Origin of the sequence: Pseudomonas sp. (genome assembly GCF_036404235.1) — a bacterium.
Classification (GTDB): domain Bacteria; phylum Pseudomonadota; class Gammaproteobacteria; order Pseudomonadales; family Pseudomonadaceae; genus Aquipseudomonas.
This window is the reverse complement of sequence record NZ_DASWOT010000091.1, coordinates 37,472-56,009: the sequence shown is the minus strand read 5'-3', so window position 1 is coordinate 56,009 and position 18,538 is coordinate 37,472. Positions and strand designations below refer to the sequence as shown.

General features: G+C 58.3%; 15 protein-coding genes and 1 riboswitch. Of the genes, 12 read left to right on the top strand and 3 right to left on the bottom strand.

The genetic code is table 11. From position 1 onward, the window contains the following. Nucleotides 1–292 (top strand): M48 family metalloprotease (locus tag VGC62_RS11250; RefSeq protein ID WP_331187157.1); only part of this gene is annotated, 292 nt, incomplete at its 5' end. 240 nt (nt 293–532) lie between these two features. Here VGC62_RS11250 and VGC62_RS11245 read toward each other — a convergent pair. From VGC62_RS11245 to VGC62_RS11235, 3 genes are all read right to left on the bottom strand, one after another. Then, nucleotides 533–1,117 carry a TMEM165/GDT1 family protein gene (locus VGC62_RS11245; protein WP_331187156.1) on the bottom strand — a complete coding sequence of 195 codons (585 nt, stop codon included), beginning with the start codon at nt 1,115–1,117 and terminating at the stop codon, nt 533–535. 88 nt (nt 1,118–1,205) lie between these two features. Beyond that, nucleotides 1,206–1,326: riboswitch (yybP-ykoY riboswitch) on the bottom strand. 39 nt (nt 1,327–1,365) lie between these two features. Then, nucleotides 1,366–2,364 (bottom strand): class I SAM-dependent methyltransferase, encoded by a 999-nt coding sequence (locus VGC62_RS11240; RefSeq protein ID WP_331187155.1) that lies wholly within the window; start codon nt 2,362–2,364, stop codon nt 1,366–1,368. Nucleotides 2,365–2,497: 133 nt separating this feature from the next. Then, nucleotides 2,498–3,463, bottom strand: a complete 966-nt coding sequence (locus VGC62_RS11235; RefSeq protein ID WP_331187154.1) for a 2-hydroxyacid dehydrogenase — start codon at nt 3,461–3,463, stop codon at nt 2,498–2,500. A gap of 204 nt (nt 3,464–3,667) precedes the next feature. Here VGC62_RS11235 and VGC62_RS11230 point away from each other — a divergent pair, with 204 nt between their 5' ends. From VGC62_RS11230 to VGC62_RS11180, 11 genes are all read left to right on the top strand, one after another. Then, complete coding sequence (locus VGC62_RS11230; protein ID WP_331187153.1) at nt 3,668–4,297, top strand: LysE family translocator; 630 nt, start codon at nt 3,668–3,670, stop codon at nt 4,295–4,297. Nucleotides 4,298–4,553: 256 nt separating this feature from the next. Beyond that, on the top strand, nt 4,554–6,230 hold the full coding sequence (locus VGC62_RS11225; protein WP_331187152.1) for a fatty acid--CoA ligase: 1,677 nt from the start codon (nt 4,554–4,556) through the stop codon (nt 6,228–6,230). A gap of 369 nt (nt 6,231–6,599) precedes the next feature. Beyond that, nucleotides 6,600–8,522, top strand: a complete 1,923-nt coding sequence (locus VGC62_RS11220; protein WP_331187151.1) for a DUF1302 domain-containing protein — start codon at nt 6,600–6,602, stop codon at nt 8,520–8,522. 14 nt (nt 8,523–8,536) lie between these two features. Next, entirely contained in the window at nt 8,537–9,901 is a 1,365-nt protein-coding gene (locus tag VGC62_RS11215) for a DUF1329 domain-containing protein (protein ID WP_331187150.1), read from the top strand. 394 nt (nt 9,902–10,295) lie between these two features. Then, entirely contained in the window at nt 10,296–13,049 is a 2,754-nt protein-coding gene (locus VGC62_RS11210) for a LuxR C-terminal-related transcriptional regulator (protein WP_331187149.1), read from the top strand. A 98-nt stretch (nt 13,050–13,147) separates the two neighbouring features. Continuing rightward, nucleotides 13,148–14,473 carry a type II toxin-antitoxin system HipA family toxin gene (locus tag VGC62_RS11205; RefSeq protein ID WP_331187148.1) on the top strand — a complete coding sequence of 442 codons (1,326 nt, stop codon included), beginning with the start codon at nt 13,148–13,150 and terminating at the stop codon, nt 14,471–14,473. Then, nucleotides 14,470–14,742 (top strand): helix-turn-helix transcriptional regulator, encoded by a 273-nt coding sequence (locus tag VGC62_RS11200; protein ID WP_331187147.1) that lies wholly within the window; start codon nt 14,470–14,472, stop codon nt 14,740–14,742. The genes VGC62_RS11205 and VGC62_RS11200 overlap by 4 nt, the downstream gene beginning before the upstream one ends. A gap of 265 nt (nt 14,743–15,007) precedes the next feature. Continuing rightward, nucleotides 15,008–16,150: a transporter substrate-binding protein gene (locus VGC62_RS11195; protein ID WP_331187146.1), complete on the top strand. Its 1,143-nt coding sequence runs from the start codon at nt 15,008–15,010 to the stop codon at nt 16,148–16,150. After that, complete coding sequence (locus VGC62_RS11190) at nt 16,147–16,740, top strand: ANTAR domain-containing response regulator (RefSeq protein WP_331187145.1); 594 nt, start codon at nt 16,147–16,149, stop codon at nt 16,738–16,740. Before VGC62_RS11195 ends, VGC62_RS11190 begins: the two co-directional genes overlap by 4 nt. After that, on the top strand, nt 16,737–17,585 hold the full coding sequence (locus VGC62_RS11185; RefSeq protein WP_331187144.1) for an ABC transporter permease: 849 nt from the start codon (nt 16,737–16,739) through the stop codon (nt 17,583–17,585). The genes VGC62_RS11190 and VGC62_RS11185 overlap by 4 nt, the downstream gene beginning before the upstream one ends. Further along, entirely contained in the window at nt 17,586–18,512 is a 927-nt protein-coding gene (locus VGC62_RS11180) for an ABC transporter permease (RefSeq protein WP_331187143.1), read from the top strand. Nucleotides 18,513–18,538 lie beyond the last annotated feature (26 nt).

Below are 18,538 nucleotides of genomic sequence, written 5' to 3'. Positions count from 1 at the left end.
CCTGGGGCAGGACAGCTTGGCGCTGGCAGACACCGTGGTGAACTACAGCCTGACGCTGCCTAACAGCCGCTCCAACGAAAACGAAGCGGACCTGCTTGGCCTGGAGCTGTCGGCGCGTGCGGGCTATAACCCCAATGCCGCGATCACGCTGTGGCAGAAGATGACCGCCCAAGCCGGAACTTCGCAGCCGGAATTCATGAGCACACACCCAGCGTCGAGTAACCGGATTGCGTCGTTGCAGGCGGCAATTCCCAAGGTCATGCCGCTTTACGAGCAAGCGCCGAAGTCTTGATTTGATTGCGTTGTTGGAGCGCGGCTAGCCCGGGCAAGCCCAGCTCCAACATGTGGGGCGCAGTTCACATTGTAGGAGCGCGGCTTGCCCCGCGATCTGGCGCGCAGCGCCAGTAAACCCGGTGTGCGCGGTCTGTCTGTCACACCGAGTACGCAGGTTTGCGACGGGTTCCCCGCCGGTCGCAGGACAAGCCCAGCTCCAACATGACCAGCTTGCCCTCGCTCCAACAGGCCGTTCAGCTCACACCCAGCCGCTGACCTGCATCGCCTTGTACACCGCAACAATTGCCAGCACGAAGAACGCCGACGCAGCCACACGACGAATCAACGTCAGTGGCAGTTTTTCGGCCGCAAAGTTGCCGGCCAGCACTACCGGTACGTTCGCGATCAGCATCCCCAGCGTGGTGCCCAGAATCACCAGCCACAGATACGAATACTGTGCGGCCAGCATGACTGTGGCGATCTGAGTCTTGTCGCCGATTTCGGCAATGAAGAATGCAATGAGGGTGGTCAGGAACGGCCCGAACTTACGCCCGGTACCGGCTTCGTCGTCGTCCATCTTGTCTGGGATCAGTGTCCACAACGCGGTGGCGGTAAAGCTTGCGGCGAGAATCCAGTGCAGTGTGGCGTCGGAGAGAAAGCTGCTGAACCAGGCGCCAACGGCACCGGCCGCAGCGTGGTTCGCCAGGGTCGCGGCAACAATGCCGGCAATGATCGGCCAAGGTTTGCGAAAGCGAGCAGCGAGGATGAGCGCGAGCAGTTGGGTCTTGTCACCGATTTCGGCAAGCGCGACGACCGCAGTGGGGACCAACAGGGATTCCAGCATCAGGGTTTTCCTAAGGGGCGGGTCGACACGGCTATGACACGTACAGCCTCCCCGCCCCGGGTAAGGTGTTCGTGTCATAGGTCTTGTCAAACCACCGATCCGTCTGGGCGGATCTGGGGTCGCACGCACCATGGTCTTGAGACCAAGTATGTTGATGCGCGCCGGACGAGCTGGCGCTCGTGGGAGACTACTCCCCTAGGACGGAGCGGATTCTGCCTACGCCGCCCGCATTGGGCAAGCGCTAATTTTCATCCACGTTTGGCACGGTAAATCCGAAACCCTTGCCCCTCGGCCATGATTGCGCATGGGCCAAGATGCTCCTCGATGATCGGCTGGTAACGCAGGAAACTATTCGCAACCAAGCGCAGTTCGCCGCCTTTTTTCAGATGTTCACGTGCTTTTCGAAGCAGGTTCTCTGATGCGGCGTAATCGGTCTGAACCCCGGTATGGAACGGCGGATTAGTCAAAATGACGTCCAGATGTTTGGGCGCGGCGTCGATGCCATCGCCGGTTAGCACTTCAGCGTCCAAACCATTGGCGGCAAGCGTCAGACGGCTGGAGGCAGTGGCGAATGCATCGACGTCCAGCAGCGTGACTTGGCTGTCGGGGTAGCGACATTTTACCGCAGCCCCCAGCACGCCAGCGCCGCAGCCGAAATCGAGCACATGCCCGGAGGGCAGGCGGTCCAGATTTTCCAACAGCAGTGCAGAACCCCTATCAAGCCGGCCGTGACTAAACACACCCGGCAGGCTGATGACGTTTAGCGAAGCGTCGCCCATCGGGATTTCGAAGTGCTTGGCCAGGCTTTCGAGTGCGATTGCTTGTGGTGGCGTCTCGACGGTCACCTGCCAAAGCTGGCAATGGCGTGCGCTGTCAAGTTTTCGGGCCCGACCGAAGGGGCTCAGTTGGCGCGCGGCGGCTTCTATGCCAGCGCGTTTTTCGCCCACCAGAAACAATTCGCGTCCGGCCAGTCGGGAGGCGAGGGCGTTGAGCAGATAGTCGGTGAGGTCTTTGGCTTTGGGCAGAAACAATACGGCCGCATCGAAGGGCTCATCAGGCGCATGGACGCCAAAATGGCTGCGGCCAGTAAAGCGCGCCTCAAGTGCCGAAAAGTCGCCAGCATGCCAGCTCCAGCCGCGCGCGTTGGGCAGCTTGCCCAGCAGATCGTCGGCGGGCAGACCGGTCAGCAGCAATGAACCCTGAAACAACTCGGCCTGACGGAGTAACACTTCACTGCGCGGGTCCATCTTCGGCTCCTGAAAAAGGGCAAAGTCTAACAGGGACGCAAAAAATGGTGGGAGTCCGAGCCAATGCGTTGGCGAGATTTTCGGTCTGAGACTCTTCGCCAACACGTTGGCTCCTACAGGGCGCCCAATGCGTTCAGCCCACAACTCGCATGGGCGCCCCTGCGTAAAACGCCTGCGCATTCTCATTCACCTGGGTGACGATCCGCTGCCGTGCTTCCTGGCTACCCCAGGCGCTGTGCGGGGTGATGATCAGGCGCGGAATGTCGCCGGACAGCAGCGGATTGCCGTTAACGGGAGGTTCGACGGTCAATACATCGGTTGCCGCGCCCCCCAGTTGCCCATTGCGCAGTGCATCGGCCAAGGCCTGTTCATTGATCAGCCCACCGCGTGCGGTATTGACGATGAACGCATGGGGCTTGAACAGGCTCAGCTCATGCGCGCCGATCATGTCGCGAGTGTGTTCGTTGAGCGGGCAGTGCAGCGTCAGGGCATCTATTTGCGGCAGCAGTTCATGCAGCGGCACACGGTCCGGACGTGCAGGTCGTCCGGGAATCTGCCCCAGCAGCACGCGCATACCAAACGCTTCAGCCAGTTTCGCCACCGCACCGCCCAGCTCACCATGCCCCAACAGGCCCAGTGTCTTGCCTTCCAGTTCGACGATGGGGAAGTCCAGCAGGCAGAACTGTTTCGATTGCTGCCACAGCCCTTGATGAATCGCCGCCTGATAGTCCAGAACCCGCGTCGCCATCGCCAGCAGCAGCATCAAAGTGTGCTGCGCCACTGACGGCGTGCCATAACCTTGGCAGTTGCTGACAACCACGCCGTGTTTACGGGCAGCTTCGAGGTCGATGTTATTGGTGCCGGTCGCGGTGACCAACACCAGCTTAAGCGTCGGACAGGCCGCAAACGCTGCAGCATCAATCATTATTTTGTTGGTGATGGCCACTTGCGCGCCTTGCAAGCGCTCGATGACTTGGTCGGGGGTCGTACTGGCATGCAACTCCAGATCGCCAAAGGTTTCACGCCACGGACTTAGGTCCAGATCACCCAGATCCAGAGAAGTATGGTCGAGGAAAACGGCTTTGCTGTTGTCGCTCATGTACGGGGCTCCTGTAGCTGAATGCAAGATGACTCGTAGGAAGTTCGACATATTGCTGCAACCAACAACCATTGCGCCACCGGCCTGCGTTGGATGTGTCGAGAAAATGTCACCGAGCCTCCCGGGCTTTTGCTGCGAAAGCCTGAGGCGTAAGGTAGCGGGCTTTGATCGAGCCTGCTGCTCTGAACTTCCCGGAGACCCCTCATGTACTGGACGGAATTCCTCACCGTTGCCCTGATTCACTTGCTGGCCGTTGCCAGCCCAGGCCCTGATTTCGCGGTCGTGGTTCGCGAAAGCGTGACCCACGGTCGAAAGGCCGGGACGTGGACCGCCATGGGCGTGGGCACGGCGATTTTCCTGCATGTGGGCTATTCGCTGCTGGGCATCGGCCTGATCGTGTCGCAATCAATCGTGCTGTTCAACGCGTTGAAATGGGCCGCCGCTGCGTACCTGCTGTACATCGGCATCAAGGCCCTGAGGGCCAAGCCTGCCAGTGCCTCGGATGCGCCCGTCGACATTGCGGCGGGTGAGCGCACCGCACGTGGGGCCTTCACTGCCGGCTTCGTCACCAACGGCTTGAATCCCAAAGCGACGTTGTTCTTTCTGTCGCTGTTCACGGTGGTGATCAATCCGCACACACCGATGCTGGTCCAGGCCGGTTACGGCGTCTATCTGGCGCTGGCGACAGGTCTGTGGTTCTGTCTGGTGGCGCGCCTGTTCAGCCAGCCACGTGTACGCGCAGGTTTCGCGCGGATGGGCCATTGGTTTGACCGCGTCATGGGCGGCGTACTGGTCGCACTGGGCGTAAAGCTTGCCTTTACCGAGATGCATTGAGCGACGCAAACGCCTGCATTTCAGTGAAGCCAAGACGATCCCTGTTGGCGAGAGGCGTCGCGGGAAGCCTCGCTCCAACCTGCTTCATCAATCAATCCTGATCTTCAAACCACGACCAGTCCGCGGCAGTAAGTGGCGCAATGCCTGCATGCTCGCTCGTCTCCTTAATCATCCCTTTGGCTGATTTGGGTGGCGTGCAGGGGGTCTAGAGTGCATATTTTTCCGCAACGCCTATGCACTTTGAAAAGGGATTCCCATGTTGCAGACTCGCGTGATTGCGCCAGCCGAAGGCGCCTACCAATACCCTCTTTTGATCAAGCGCCTGCTGATGTCCGGCAGTCGCTATGAAAGATCGCGAGAAATCGTCTATCGGGATCAGTCGCGCTACTCCTACCTGATGCTCAACGAGCGTATTTGCCGGCTGGCAAACGTGTTGACTGAAGCCGGAGTGAAAGCCGGTGACACCGTGGCAGTGATGGATTGGGACAGCCATCGCTACTTGGAATGCATGTTTGCCATCCCGATGATTGGCGCCGTGATCCATACGATCAACGTACGCCTTTCGCCTGAGCAGATTCTGTTCACCATGAACCACGCCGACGATACGTTCGTGTTGGTCAACAGTGAATTTCTGCCGCTGTACAAAGCCATCGAGCCGCACCTTGCGACTGTCCAGAAGACCCTACTGATCACCGACAGTGCAGACAAAACCGCCGATCTGCCTAATCTGGTGGGCGAGTACGAGACGCTGCTGGCGGCCGCAAGCGCGCAGTATGAGTTCGAAGATTTCGACGAAAACTCGGTCGCGACGACCTTCTACACCACCGGCACCACGGGCAATCCGAAGGGGGTGTATTTCACCCATCGCCAGCTGGTGCTGCATGCCATGGCGGTGGCCACGATCATGGGCAGCATCGAAGGGCTGTTGTGTCACGACGACGTCTACATGCCGATCACCCCCATGTTCCATGTACATGCCTGGGGCGTTCCGTACGCAGCGACCATGCTTGGCGTGAAGCAGGTGTACCCCGGCCGTTACGACCCGGAACTGTTGATCGAGTTATGGCGCAAGGAAAAGGTCACGTTCTCCCATTGCGTACCGACCATCATGCAAATGGTGCTCAATGCCAAAGCAGCCAAGAACGTCGATTTCACCGGCTGGAACATCATCATCGGCGGCAGCTCGCTCAACCGATCTTTATATGATGCGGCTAAAGCCAAGGGCATTCAGTTGACCGCTGCGTATGGCATGTCCGAAACCGGCCCGCTGATATCGGTCGCGCACATCAATGAGGAGTTGATGGCGGGCAGTGACGACGAGCGCATCACGTACCGAATCAAAGCCGGTACGCCAGGCGTGTTGGTGGACGCAGCGATCGTTGACATGGCGGGCAACTTTCTGCCGTCCGATGGCGAGACCCAGGGGGAGTTGGTGTTGCGTGCGCCCTGGCTGACCGAAGGCTACTTTCGTGAGCCGGAGAAAGGCTCGCAATTGTGGGCAGGCGGCTGGCTGCACACCGGCGACGTGGCGACGTTGGACAGCATGGGCGGGATCGATATTCGCGACCGGATCAAGGACGTGATCAAGACCGGCGGCGAGTGGATTTCATCGCTGGCGCTCGAAGACTTGTGCAGTCGTCATCCCTCCGTACGTGAAGTGGCGGTGGTCGGAATTGCTGACCCGCAGTGGGGTGAACGGCCTTTCGCCCTGCTGGTTGCCCACGATGGGCACGTCATCGATGCCCGGTCGTTGAAGGAGCATCTGAAGCCATTCGTGGAGTTGGGCCACATCAACAAGTGGGCGATCCCAAGCCAAATCGCGCTTGTTACCGAAATTCCCAAGACCAGTGTCGGCAAGCTCGACAAGAAACGCATTCGGCTGGACATCATCGAATGGCAAAGCACCAATAGCACGTTTCTTTCTACCCTCTGATTCACGCTCTGAATTGGCCCTCTGCGTGGTTTTTCGTTGTGCAGCGGGCCAAAGGCCTCTACGGCAGGCATTGCGCTTGCCAAATCCGTAGATTCAGCCATTCTCCCCCTTTGCCACAGACACAGGTCCGCCGAAATCGGCGTGCCAGACGCTTTGACGCTGCAAATCACACTTTAGAGGGATCGCGCAGTGGAGGCTGCTGGCTATAGTCGGCACTAGGTCGAAACCAGAAAAAACGCTTTTCGTTTCGCAGCTTTTCATGGGCTGCCCCGAACAGTGTGGACAACCAGGCATTGCGGATTGATTTTGCCGGGGTCGGTTCTGGAATCACCGACTGCCATAACAATAAAAGCACATGGAGTAGCGTCGATGACATCAGCAAACCAGTTCTGGCGCCGGGCGAAATTGCCCCTTGCCGTCAGCCTCGCTTCTACGCTCGCCGGCCCAGCGTTCGGCGTCAGTTTCAACATCGGTGAGATTGAAGGTAACTTCGATTCATCGCTCTCTATCGGCGCAAGTTGGTCGACCCAGAATGCCAACAAGAACCTCATCGGTTCGAACAACGGCGGGCACGGCCTGTCGCAGACATCGGATGATGGGCACCTGAATTTCAAGAGCGGCGAGACGTTCTCCAAGATCTTCAAGGGTATTCATGATCTGGAGTTGAAATACGGTGACACTGGCGTGTTTGTCCGGGGTAAGTATTGGTATGACTTCGAACTCAAAGACGAAGGCCGCGACTTCAAGGACATCAGCGATTCCAACCGCAAGGAAGGCGCCAAATCGTCTGGTGGGCAAATCCTTGATGCCTTTATCTACCACAACTATGCAATCGGCGATGAGCCGGGTTCGGTGCGTTTCGGTAAGCAAGTGGTCAGTTGGGGTGAAAGTACCTTCATCCAGGGCGGGATCAACAGCATCAACCCGATCGATGTGTCTGCGTTCCGCCGTCCCGGGGCCGAGATCAAGGAAGGTCTGATTCCGGTCAACATGTTCTACCTGTCGCAGAGCATCACCGAAAACCTCTCGGCTGAAGGTTTCTATCAGCTGGAATGGGACCAGACCGTTACCGACAACTGCGGCACGTTTTTCTCACAACCTGATGTGATTTCCGACGGCTGCAATAACAACCTCGCCGTGTTGCGTACGCGCAATAGCTTGAATACTGCGTTGCCTGCGGCATTGCGTGGCCCGGTGCAGAACACTCTTGCTCAACGCGGCGTCAACTTTGGCAGCCCCGATGAGGGTGCCATTGTAAGCCGTGGTCCTGATCGAGATGCACGTGACAGCGGCCAGTTCGGCGTGGCGATGCACTACAACTTCGAGCCACTGGATACTGAGTTCGGCGGCTACTTCATGAACTACCACAGCCGTCTGCCGATCTTCAGCGGGCGCGGCGGCCCGGCCAGTGCCTATAGCCCAGCCGGTCTGGTCGGCGGATTGGTGGGGAATGGTGTACCGGCAAATATTGCCGTGGGTCTGGCACCCACGCTGCTGCCAGTGGTGGTCGCGGGCAACTCCAGCTATTACGTCGAGTACCCGGAGGACATTCGTCTGTTCGGTTTGAGCTTCTCCACCACACTGTCGACAGGTACGGCGTGGAGCGGCGAGGTGAGTTACCGTCCGAACGCACCTGTTCAACTCAACACCACCGATATCCTGTATTCCGGTCTGTCGCCGCTCAACCCTAACGTTTCGCTCCTGCAAGGTGCTCCGAATACCGATCAGGCGGGTTACCGGCGCAAGGAAATCACCCAGGCGCAAACCACCCTCACGCATTTTTTCGATCAGGTGATGGGGGCTGAACGTCTGACGGTTGTGGGTGAAGTGGGCTGGACCCACGTAGGCGGCCTGGAAAGCACGTCTAAATTGCGTTATGGCCGCGACCCAAGCTACGGACCAGGTCCGCTGCCAGGCGGTCAATGCCAGACGCTTAACGCCGGCACGCTGGCTGGCGCTGCGCAGAACAACCTGACCCGTTACTGCGAAAACGACGGTTTCACCACCACCGACTCCTGGGGTTATCGCGCCCGTGCCATCTGGGACTACAACAGCGTCTTCGCCGGTATCAACCTGAAGCCGAGCATTGCCTGGTCACATGACGTCTCCGGTTACTCGCCGGGTCCTGGCGGGAACTTTGAGGAAGGTCGCAAAGCGATCAGCCTGGGTCTGGATGCCGAGTACCAGAACACCTACACGGCCAATCTTTCCTATACCAATTTCTTCGACGGCAAGTACACCACGGTGGATGACCGCGATTTCGTAGCGCTCAGCTTCGGTATGAATTTCTAAGGACGACGATGAACATGAAAATAACAAAGGGTCTTTGGCAGGTCGGCCTACTGGGGCTGTCATTGCTGGCAACCGGTGTGATGGCTGCGGTGTCGGATTCCGAAGCGGCAAAGCTGGGCGCCAGTCTGACGCCGATGGGCGCCGAAAAAGCTGCGAACGCCGACAACACCATTCCGGCGTGGACGCCATTGCCGACCAATGCCGGCGCCGTCGACGAGCGTGGCTTTCTGGCCAATCCATATGCCAATGAAAAACCGCTGTTCGTCATCACCGCGCAGAACGTCGATCAATACAAAAACAAGCTGGCGCCGGGCCAATACGCGATGTTCAAGCGTTACCCCGACACCTTCAAAATGCCGGTTTACCCATCCCATCGCGGCGCAACCGTGCCCGCTGAGGTGTTCGCCGCCATCAAGAAAAACGCCACCAACACCAAGCTGGTATCTGGCGGCAACGGCCTGGAAAATTTCGAAACCGCCGTGCCGTTCCCGATCCCGCAAAGCGGTCTGGAAGTCATCTGGAACCACATCACCCGTTATCGCGGCGGCAGCGTGACCCGTCTGGTGACCCAGGCGACGCCGCAAACCAATGGCTCGTTCAGCCTGGTGTATTTCCGTGACCAGTTTGTCTTTCGCGACAAGATGAAGGATTACGATCCGAAAAATCCGGGCAACATCTTGTTCTACTTCAAGCAGGAAGTGACCGCCCCGGCGCGTCTGGCCGGTGGTGTGCTGCTGGTCCACGAAACCCTCGATCAAGTGAAAGAGCCGCGTTCGGCGTGGGTCTACAACGCCGGTCAACGTCGGGTGCGTCGTGCGCCGCAGGTGTCTTATGACGGTCCGGGCACTGCGGCTGATGGCCTGCGTACCTCCGACAACCTCGACATGTATAACGGCGCGCCGGATCGTTACGACTGGAAACTGATCGGTAAGCAAGAGCTGTACATCGCGGCTGACAGCTACAAACTCGATGATCCAAAACTGAAGTACGCCGACATCATCAAGGCCGGCCACATCAATCAGGACCTGACGCGCTATGAGTTACGTCGCGTGTGGCACGTGACCGCGACACTGAAGGAGGGTCAGCGCCATATCTACGCCAAGCGTGACTTCTTCATCGACGAGGACACCTGGCAGGCTGCGGTGATCGACCACTACGACGGGCGCGGTCAACTGTGGCGCGTGGCCGAAGCGCACGCTGAAAACTACTACGACAAGCAGGTGCCGTGGTACGCCCTCGAAGCGCTGTATGACCTGCAATCGGGTCGTTATCTGGCACTGGGCATGAAGAACGAAGAAAAAAGAGCCTATGACTTCGGCTTCACGGCCTCCATCAGTGACTTCCAACCCAACGCCCTGCGTCAGGAAGGCGTGCGTTGATGGCGTAATCGAATGGGCGAAGCATTCTGACGACCTGTAGGAGTAGGGCTTGTCCCGCGACCGGCGGGGAACCCGTCGTAAACCTGCAAATCCGGTGTGACAGGCAGGCCGCGCACACCGGGTTTACTGCCGCTGCGCGCCAGGTCGCGGGACAAGCCGCGCCCAGTGCGTTCTCGCCTTTTTGTATGGCCACGCTTTTCAGCAAAAAACACCTGCTGAACGCTTGACCGGGAACAGGGAATCTACGGGGTGGGGCTATAGCCAACCATTCGCCGTATTGATAGGAGATACTTTCTTACAGTCTTTTGCACGGCGACCTTCAAAAGCTTCGCCATAGCCGCTAGTCTCGGCACATCTTAATGCCGAATAACAAGCACTTTAACAAGAGCCGGCTATGACTGATCTGTCGCGTTTGCAAGGATTCGCAAATCACGCAGTCACTGCGTTGGAAGGGCGATTCTTCCGTCCTCCATTACCCGAAAACCACGTACCGCGCCCGCGCCTGTGCGATCGTTTGAGTGCCGGTTTGTCGGGCCGACTGCTTTTAGTCAGCGCCCCCGCAGGCTTCGGTAAAAGCTCGCTTGCGGTCGAATTTTGTCAGAGCTTGCCCGAGCCGTGGCAAAACCTCTGGCTGGGGTTGAACTATCGTGACGGCGATCCGGGCCGGTTCCTTGAGCGCCTGCTTTCTGGCCTGCAACAATTCTTCCCACAACTGGGTGGTCAGGCACTGAGCCTGCTGAAAATGCGCCAGCGACATCAGCCATTCGCCTTCGAAGAATGGATCGATGGCTTGCTGGATGAATTGGCAATGCACCTGCTATTGAGCAAACCGCTGCTGTTGGTGCTCGATGACTATCACCTGGCGCAAGGTCCTGTTCTGGACCGCTGCCTACAGTTTTTTCTTAATCACTTGCCCGCCGGGATGATCGTGCTGGTGACCAGCCGGCAGCGTCCGGATTGGCATCTGGCGCGTTTGCATCTGTCGCGCCAACTTCAAGAGTTGACTGAACAAGACCTGCGCCTTACCGAGGCCGAATCCCTGGCGGTACTTGATCAACACAGCAGTTCATTGAGCGCGGACGCGTTACAGAACCTGATTCAGCGCAGTGAAGGCTGGGTCGCCGGGCTTAGATTCTGGCTGCTGGCGGCCAGCGAGGTGGGTAATGACAACGGCCTGCCGCAAGACCTGAACGGCGGCGAAGGCTTGATTCGCGACTATTTGTTGGAGGAGGTCATCGACTGCTTGCCCGCTGAGGTCCAGGCTTTCCTCTACGACACCGCGTGCCTGGAGCGCTTTTGCACTGAACTGTGCAACGCTGCCCGCGACAGTCATGACAGCGAAGAAATGCTGAGTTATCTGCAATCGCACCACGTCTTTCTGGTGCCGTTGGACGAGCACGGGCGCTGGTTCCGTTATCACCACTTGTTTTCCGATTCGCTGCGCGCCCGCGCTGGCGCCAACATCGGGCCGCAACAGAGACGTTTGCACCTCAATGCCTGCCGTTGGTTCCGTGACCAGGGCTTGCTGGACGAAGCGATTGAGCAGGCGTTGCGAGCGGGCCATTTGGATGTGGCCGCCAACCTGGTGCAGAACCTGTCCGAAGTGCAACTGCTGGCCGAACAGAACGTCGGCATGCTGCTGCGCTGGAAGATGGACTTGCCCGACAGCTTGTTGATCAGCACCCCGCGGCTGATCGTGCTTTACGCCTGGGCATTGGCGCTGGCCTGTCAGTTGGATGCCGCTGAAGAGCTGGGTGATCACCTCAGTCGATTCCTGCCGGCGCCGTCGGCCACCGCGCAAAAGTCCATGCTCGCTCAATGGCTGGCGCTCAGTGGGATCATTGCCCGAGGGCGCGGCGACAGCGAAAAGGCCCAGCGCTATTGCAGTGAAGCGCTGGTCAGCCTGCCGCACAAACGTTACGGCCAGCGACTGTTGTGTCTTTCGACGCTGGCCAATCTGTCGATTGCCGAGGGTGACCTATGGCGCGCCAGAGCGTTGAATCGCGATGCGCTGGAGCTGGCACAGCGGGTCGCCAACCCGTTGTTCGAAGCGCTTGCCCATTACGACCGCGCCCGAGTCTTGCAAGCGCGCGGCGAGATTCTTCGTGCGCTGGAGGAAGTCCGTCAAGGGCTGCAGCGGCTTAAAGGGCTGTCGAGACAGCGTCTGTATGCGGTGCGAGCGCGCCTGACCATGTACGAAGGGCATTTGCTGACCTTGTGCATGCAGGCCGAAACCGGTCGAGTGCGATTGACCGCTGGCCTTGCCGAGGCCCGGGCCTGTCGCGACATCAGTGTGTTGATCGGCTATTGCGTGATTGCCGGGCTGGAAGGCCGGGAAGGACGGTTTGCCGAAGCCTTCTGCGAACTCGCCGAAGCTGAGCGGCTGATGCACATCTGGGATATACCGCCGATTTACTACCTGGCAATGATCACTCTGGTGAAATGCGAACTGTGGTTGGCACAGGGACGTATCGACCTGGCCGACGCCTGGTTGATGCGCCTCGGGCAAACCTACAGTGGCGCCAATCCCGCCGCCGCGCCGGAATGCCATCCGCATTTGCCTCAACATATCGAATTGCTTCAGGCCATTTTGGAAAATACCCGAGGTCATAAAATCGAAGCCGCAGAGCGTTTGCAACGTCTTGCGGAGTACGCGCAGAAGACCGGCGCCAACCTGCTCGGCCTGACGGCGCTGAATCAGCAAATCCTGTTCCTGCTCGGTAGCCAGAACGAAGCCAAGGCCAGGGCGTTGCTCAATCTCGCGTTGCAAGCTGCAACTGGCGGCGCATTGTTACCGTTCCAGGCCTTGATCAAGCAACACCCGAACTGGCTGCGCGAGCAACTGCTGGCGCGCAAACCCTGCCTGCTCGTTCAGTTTTTGCTGGCTACTCTACCGACCTCTACCTGCACCCGAGAGGGATCGGAAACTGTCCACTGCACCGACCATCTGAGCGCCCGCGAAATGGGCGTCCTGCAACTCATCGCTCAAGGCTGTTCCAATCAGGAGATCAGCGAAAGGCTGTTCATCTCACTGCACACCGTCAAAACCCATGCGAGTCATATCAACAGCAAGCTTGGGGTTGAACGCCGAACGCAGGCGGTGGCACGGGCGCAGGAGTTGGGATTGTTGGGGGGGATGGGTATTTAAATACCGATTAGCGGGGTATTTTATTATTTTTAGGCATTAAATTGCCTTTTTTGTGGTGTGGGGCTAGGATTTAGGCATTAAATTGCCGAGTGGCCGTGATGTATAGCTTAACGCTTCAGCTCTATTTACAGGGCGACTGGCATGATGCGATACGCCTGGATTTCGAAAATCCGGAAGCAGGATTACTGAGCCCATGCAGTTTCGCCTATGACCAGCACTACCTCGTCGATCACTTGAACGCTCTGGAGCGTCCCACTGCTCAATCGGTTAGCGCAACGCTGCCGTTAGGGTGGGATTTATGGCGGACCCCGCAAGCGCCGGCGTTTCTCCATGACATTCTTCCCGCAGGTGCCGCTCGCAGGTTCCTGCTGGCTCGGCTGTCCATACCCGCAGGCGAAACCACTCAAGCCGATTTGCTGCTGTTAGGCCGATGTACGCCTGCGCCAGTGGGTCATCTTCGAATAAAGCAATCAGTGGAAGCCATGCTGAAGGGCGCAAGCATGGGTTTTAGTCGTCAGGAAGTTATAACCCGTGATAGCCGCTTTCTTGAGTATGCCTATGAGCAAGGTGCTGCGGTGGGCGGCGCGACGGGCGCAGGCGGCGAGGCTCCCAAGCTTTTATTGGCTGAAGATTCGCAAGGGCTGCTTCATCCCGACGCAACGCTCCCGGATGATCAAGTGCATCAGCACTGGTTCGTAAAATTCTCTCGAAACAAAGCCAATGAGAATGATCGTACGGTGCTGCGCAGCGAGTTTTGCTACTACCAAGCCCTAAATCGGTTAGGTATCAACACCATCACTGCCGATGGCATGAGCCTTGAAGAGGCCCGTAAGCCTAGTCTCTGGATGAAGCGTTTTGATCGGCGCATCGATGCGCAAGGCGTAAGTCGGCTGGCGGTCGAGTCGGTTTATTCGCTGGCGGGCATAACCCGCCCGGGCAGTTACATGACTCACGTAGGCGCTGTCCAGGCGTTGGCCAGCGCATGGAGTGCCAATGATCAGCAATCTGAAGTTCCGGCGCTGGTCAGCGAATACATTCGCAGGGATCTGCTCAATCAAATTCTGGGTAACAGCGATAACCACGGTCGTAACACCGCCATTCTGCGTGATGAACAGCGACTTGATCTGGCGCCAATCTATGATCTGGCGCCAATGGTCATGGACGAAGAAGGCGTTACACGCACCACCAAATGGCCCGAGCAGATTGAACGTGCCGGCGAGGTTGACTGGGTAGCCGCGTGTGAGGCGTTGAAACAATGGGCAAATCCAGAGACGTTATTGGCGGGATTGAAGGCCGATGCACAACGATTTCTGGCGTTGCCCGATTTGCTCAGTGATATCGGCCTACCTCAAGCGACGTTCAAGCATCCGCGTATCGCGCTCAATCGACTGGACGCGACTCTGAAACGCTGGGGGCTGCTATGACCGACGAAATTCGTCAGCGCGGCATCATTCTCGACGAGCTGAAAGAACAACTGCTGGCAGGCACGATCAGCATCGGCGCAGCCGTCAAACGTCTGCGTACCGAAATCACCGGATTGCGTCAGGAACAATTCGCTGGCATGTGCAAAATCTCCCTGCGCACGCTTCGCCAGATCGAACAAGATGACGGCAACCCGACAATTCAGACTCTGAATCAGGTGTTCAAGCCGTTCGGGATGCGGGTGGGGATAGTGTCTTTACGGCGAAACTGATACATGCAGAGAAATTTCGCACAACTTTGAAGCGCTTCGGCTACGCTCGGCCTCACCAAAGTGCATTTCTCTCAAGGCCTATTCACAGGGAACGCTCTTTACAGCTTGACCAATGGAGATGGCATGCTTTTTCCATGGAAGGGTTTATACGCAAGCTCGGTCATGGCCGTTAAGACTTGTCTACATTCAGCGCATCAGCGCCAGGTGATGAAGCCTGATCGACCGGATTACCGGTGGGTCGGGCTTTTTTATTGGAGTCGGGAAAATGCGACGCACGGTTGAGGTGGGGTTTCTGTTCTCCACCGACGGGACATACAAGCGCATGGGACAGCACGGTCTGGCGGGTGCCCGGCACGCGCTGGCCGAGATCAATCGGCATCGAGACTACGATTTTGAACTCAAGGCCACGCACATCAATCCGCAGGGTTATTTGCATCGCTACAACGAAGGCGCGGTGGCGCTGATGGAAAGTGGCGTCCGCCATCTGTTCGGCACCACGACTTCGGCCAGCCGCAAGGAAATCATTCCGGATCTGGAGCAGAACGCCAGCCTGCTGTGGTACGCCTGCCCTTATGAAGGCTTCGAGAGCAGTGAAAACGTGTTGTATCTCGGTGGTTGTCCGAATCAGACGCTGATTCCGCTGCTGCGTTATGCGCTGAGCACCTTCGGCAAGCGTGCGATGCTGGTGGGCTCGAACTATATCTGGGGCTGGGAAAGCAACCGCATCGCCCGCGAAGTGTTGCAGGCCGCCCACGGCGACGTGATAGGCGAAAAATACGTACACCTGGGGTCGACCAACTTCAGCGATCTGATTCATTTTCTGCTGACCGAGCAACCGTCGTTCATCCTCAACAATCTGGTGGGTGAGTCGACGTATGCGTTTTTGCATCAGTTGGACGCGGCGTGCGTCGAGTACGGCATGACGCTGCCGGTCCTCAGTTGCAACCTGACCGAGGCCGAGCTGATCGAGGTCGGCGAGATGCAGAATCTACGGCTGTTGTCGTGCGGGCCGTTCTTTGAAAGCGTCGACAGCACGTTTAGCGAGCGCCAGTTTTATGAGCATGGCCAGCGCCCGTGCTCGCATTACTACACCGGCACCTATGTCGCGCTGCACCTGTTTGCCCAAGCGTTGCATCATGTTGGCAATGATGAGCCGGAGCAGATCTGCAATTACCTGTACGCCCATTCCCAGGACAGCGTATTGGGGCGTTTGAAAATTTCCGGACGCAACAATCACAGCAGCCTGCCTTGCCATATCGCCGAATTGAGTGAAGGGCGTTTTGTGGTGTTGCACAGTGAAACCCACGCGTTGCCTGCCGATCCTTACCTGACGTCCACCGATCTGCGCGAATTTCATCGCCTGCGCGCCCTGGCGCCAGTGCCTCACCTGAGGATCGTGAAAAAATGAGCCTGCTCAAACGTCCCGACTTCGAAAACGGCCGCTTGCTGTTGGTGGACTGCGAACCTCGCACGCTGGCTCATCTTGAAAAAAGCCTGCACCGCTTGGGGATTACCGCGCAGGCGTTGGTCGAAGACGCCTGCGATTCGCTGGACGGCGTGTTTGCCGCCATCGTCGAGCTTGAGCATTTTGCCAGCCCCAAGTTGCTGCAACGGCTTGACCAATCGGGTGTGCCCATCGTTGCCCTGACGCCCCACGAAACCCTGTCGCAGATTCAACGCGCGATTGCACTGGGCGCCACGGCATTGCTCAATAAACCCATCACCCAAAGTTCGGTCTACACCACGCTGATGATGGCGATCGGTTTGCACGAGCGGCTCGATGCCGATACCCGCACGATCAATATGTTGCAGCAACGGCTGAACGCGCGTCCGCAACTGGCGCAGGCGTTGGCGCGATTGATGGTCGAGCAACGGCTCAATGAGCGAGATGCGTACGAGCGTCTGCGCGCCTTGTCGATGCAGTTGAACCGCAGCATCGACGAGGTGTGCGCTGACCTTGCCGCCGATCACCCACAGCAAAGCGGAATGTGGACATGAGCGTGATGCGCGCTCTGATTCGCCGTCCTGCTGTTGCGTTGTCGTTGTTGTATATCGCGCTGGTGGTGGTGTTTGCGATCTTCGCGCCCTGGATGAGTCCTTACGATCCGTCCGAACAATTCGTCGAGGGCCTGTCCATGGAGGGCGCACCGCTGGCGCCCGATTCGCCGTATTGGTTGGGCACTGACCTACTGGGGCGCGATCTGTTTTCGCGCTTGGTGTATGGCGCGCGGACCTCGCTGCTTATCGGCCTGGTGGCCAACGGCATGGCGGTGTTGATCGGCACCTTGGTGGGGCTGACGGCAGGATTTATGCGCGGCTGGACGGGCAGTATTTTGATGCGCTTCACCGACCTGATGATGGCGTTCCCGGCGTTGTTGCTGGCGATTGCCTTGTCGGCGATCTTCCAGCCCAGCGTGTGGATCGTGGCGTTGGTGATTGCCATGGTCAATTGGGTACAGATTGCCCGCGTGATCTATTCGGAAACCATCGCTTTGGGCGCACGAGATTTCGTTGCTGTCGAACGCACACTGGGCGCCAGCTCACTGCGCATTCTGTTCTCGCACCTGTTACCGCATTTGCTGCCGACCATTCTGGTGTGGGCGACGCTGGGGATTTCCACCACGGTGCTGCTTGAAGCCACGCTGTCGTACCTTGGGGTCGGCGTACAGCCGCCCACGCCGAGTTGGGGCAACATCATTTTCGAGAGCCAGACCTACTTCACCTCGGCGCCGTGGCTGGTGTTCTTCCCCGGCATTGCCATCGTCCTGCTGTCGCTGGCGTTCAACCTGGTGGGCGATGCCCTGCGCGATGAACTCGACCCTACCTTGCAAGGGAGAAGCTGAATGTTCGCCTTCATCAGCCGGCGCATCGGTTATTCCTTGTTGATCCTGCTAGGTGTGACGTTCATCACCTACCTGCTGCTGTTCATGCTGCCGGCAGATCCTGCGCGGCAAATTGCCGGACGCAGCGCGACCCCGGAAGTGGTCGCGGGCATTCGTGCGCAGCTAGGGCTGGACCTGCCGTTTTATCACCAATACGCCAACTACCTGGGCAACTTGCTGCAGGGCGATCTGGGGCGCTCGTACATCCAGCGCACCAATGTCACCGAACTGATCGGCTCGCGCCTGCGGCCTTCGCTTGAGTTGATGGCGGCGGGGATTGGCTTTGAGTTGTTGATCGGCATCACCCTGGGCGTGATAGCCGCGCTGCGTCGCGACAGCTTCGCCGACAAGCTGCTGATGGCGCTTTCATTCGTCGGTGTGTCGGCGCCGCAATTTATCGCCGCGATGTTGTTTCTTTACTTCTTCGCCGTGCAATTGGGTTGGTTCCCATTGGGCGGCTACGGCGGTGTCGAGCACTTGATGTTGCCGGCGCTGACGTTGGGGATTCTCGGCAGCGGTTGGTACTCGCGGATGGTGCGCTCGTCGATGATCGAGGTGCTGCATCAGGACTTCATCCGTACAGCGCGGGCCAAGGGTTTGAGTCGAGCCCGCGTAGTACTGCGTCACGTGTTGCCCAACGCGATTATTCCGGTGATCCCGATGATTGGCATCGACATCGGCATCTTCATGGGCGGGCTGGTGGTGGTCGAGTCGGTATTCGGTTGGCCCGGCATCGGGCAACTCGCCTGGCAGGCGATTCAACAAGTGGACATTCCGGTGATCGTGGGCGTGACCACTGTTTCGGCGGTGGCAATCGTGCTTGGCAATCTGGTGGCCGACCTGATCATTCCCTGGGTCGATCCGCGTATCGATGTAAAAAAACACTAAAACCTGAGCAAGACCATTTATCGAAG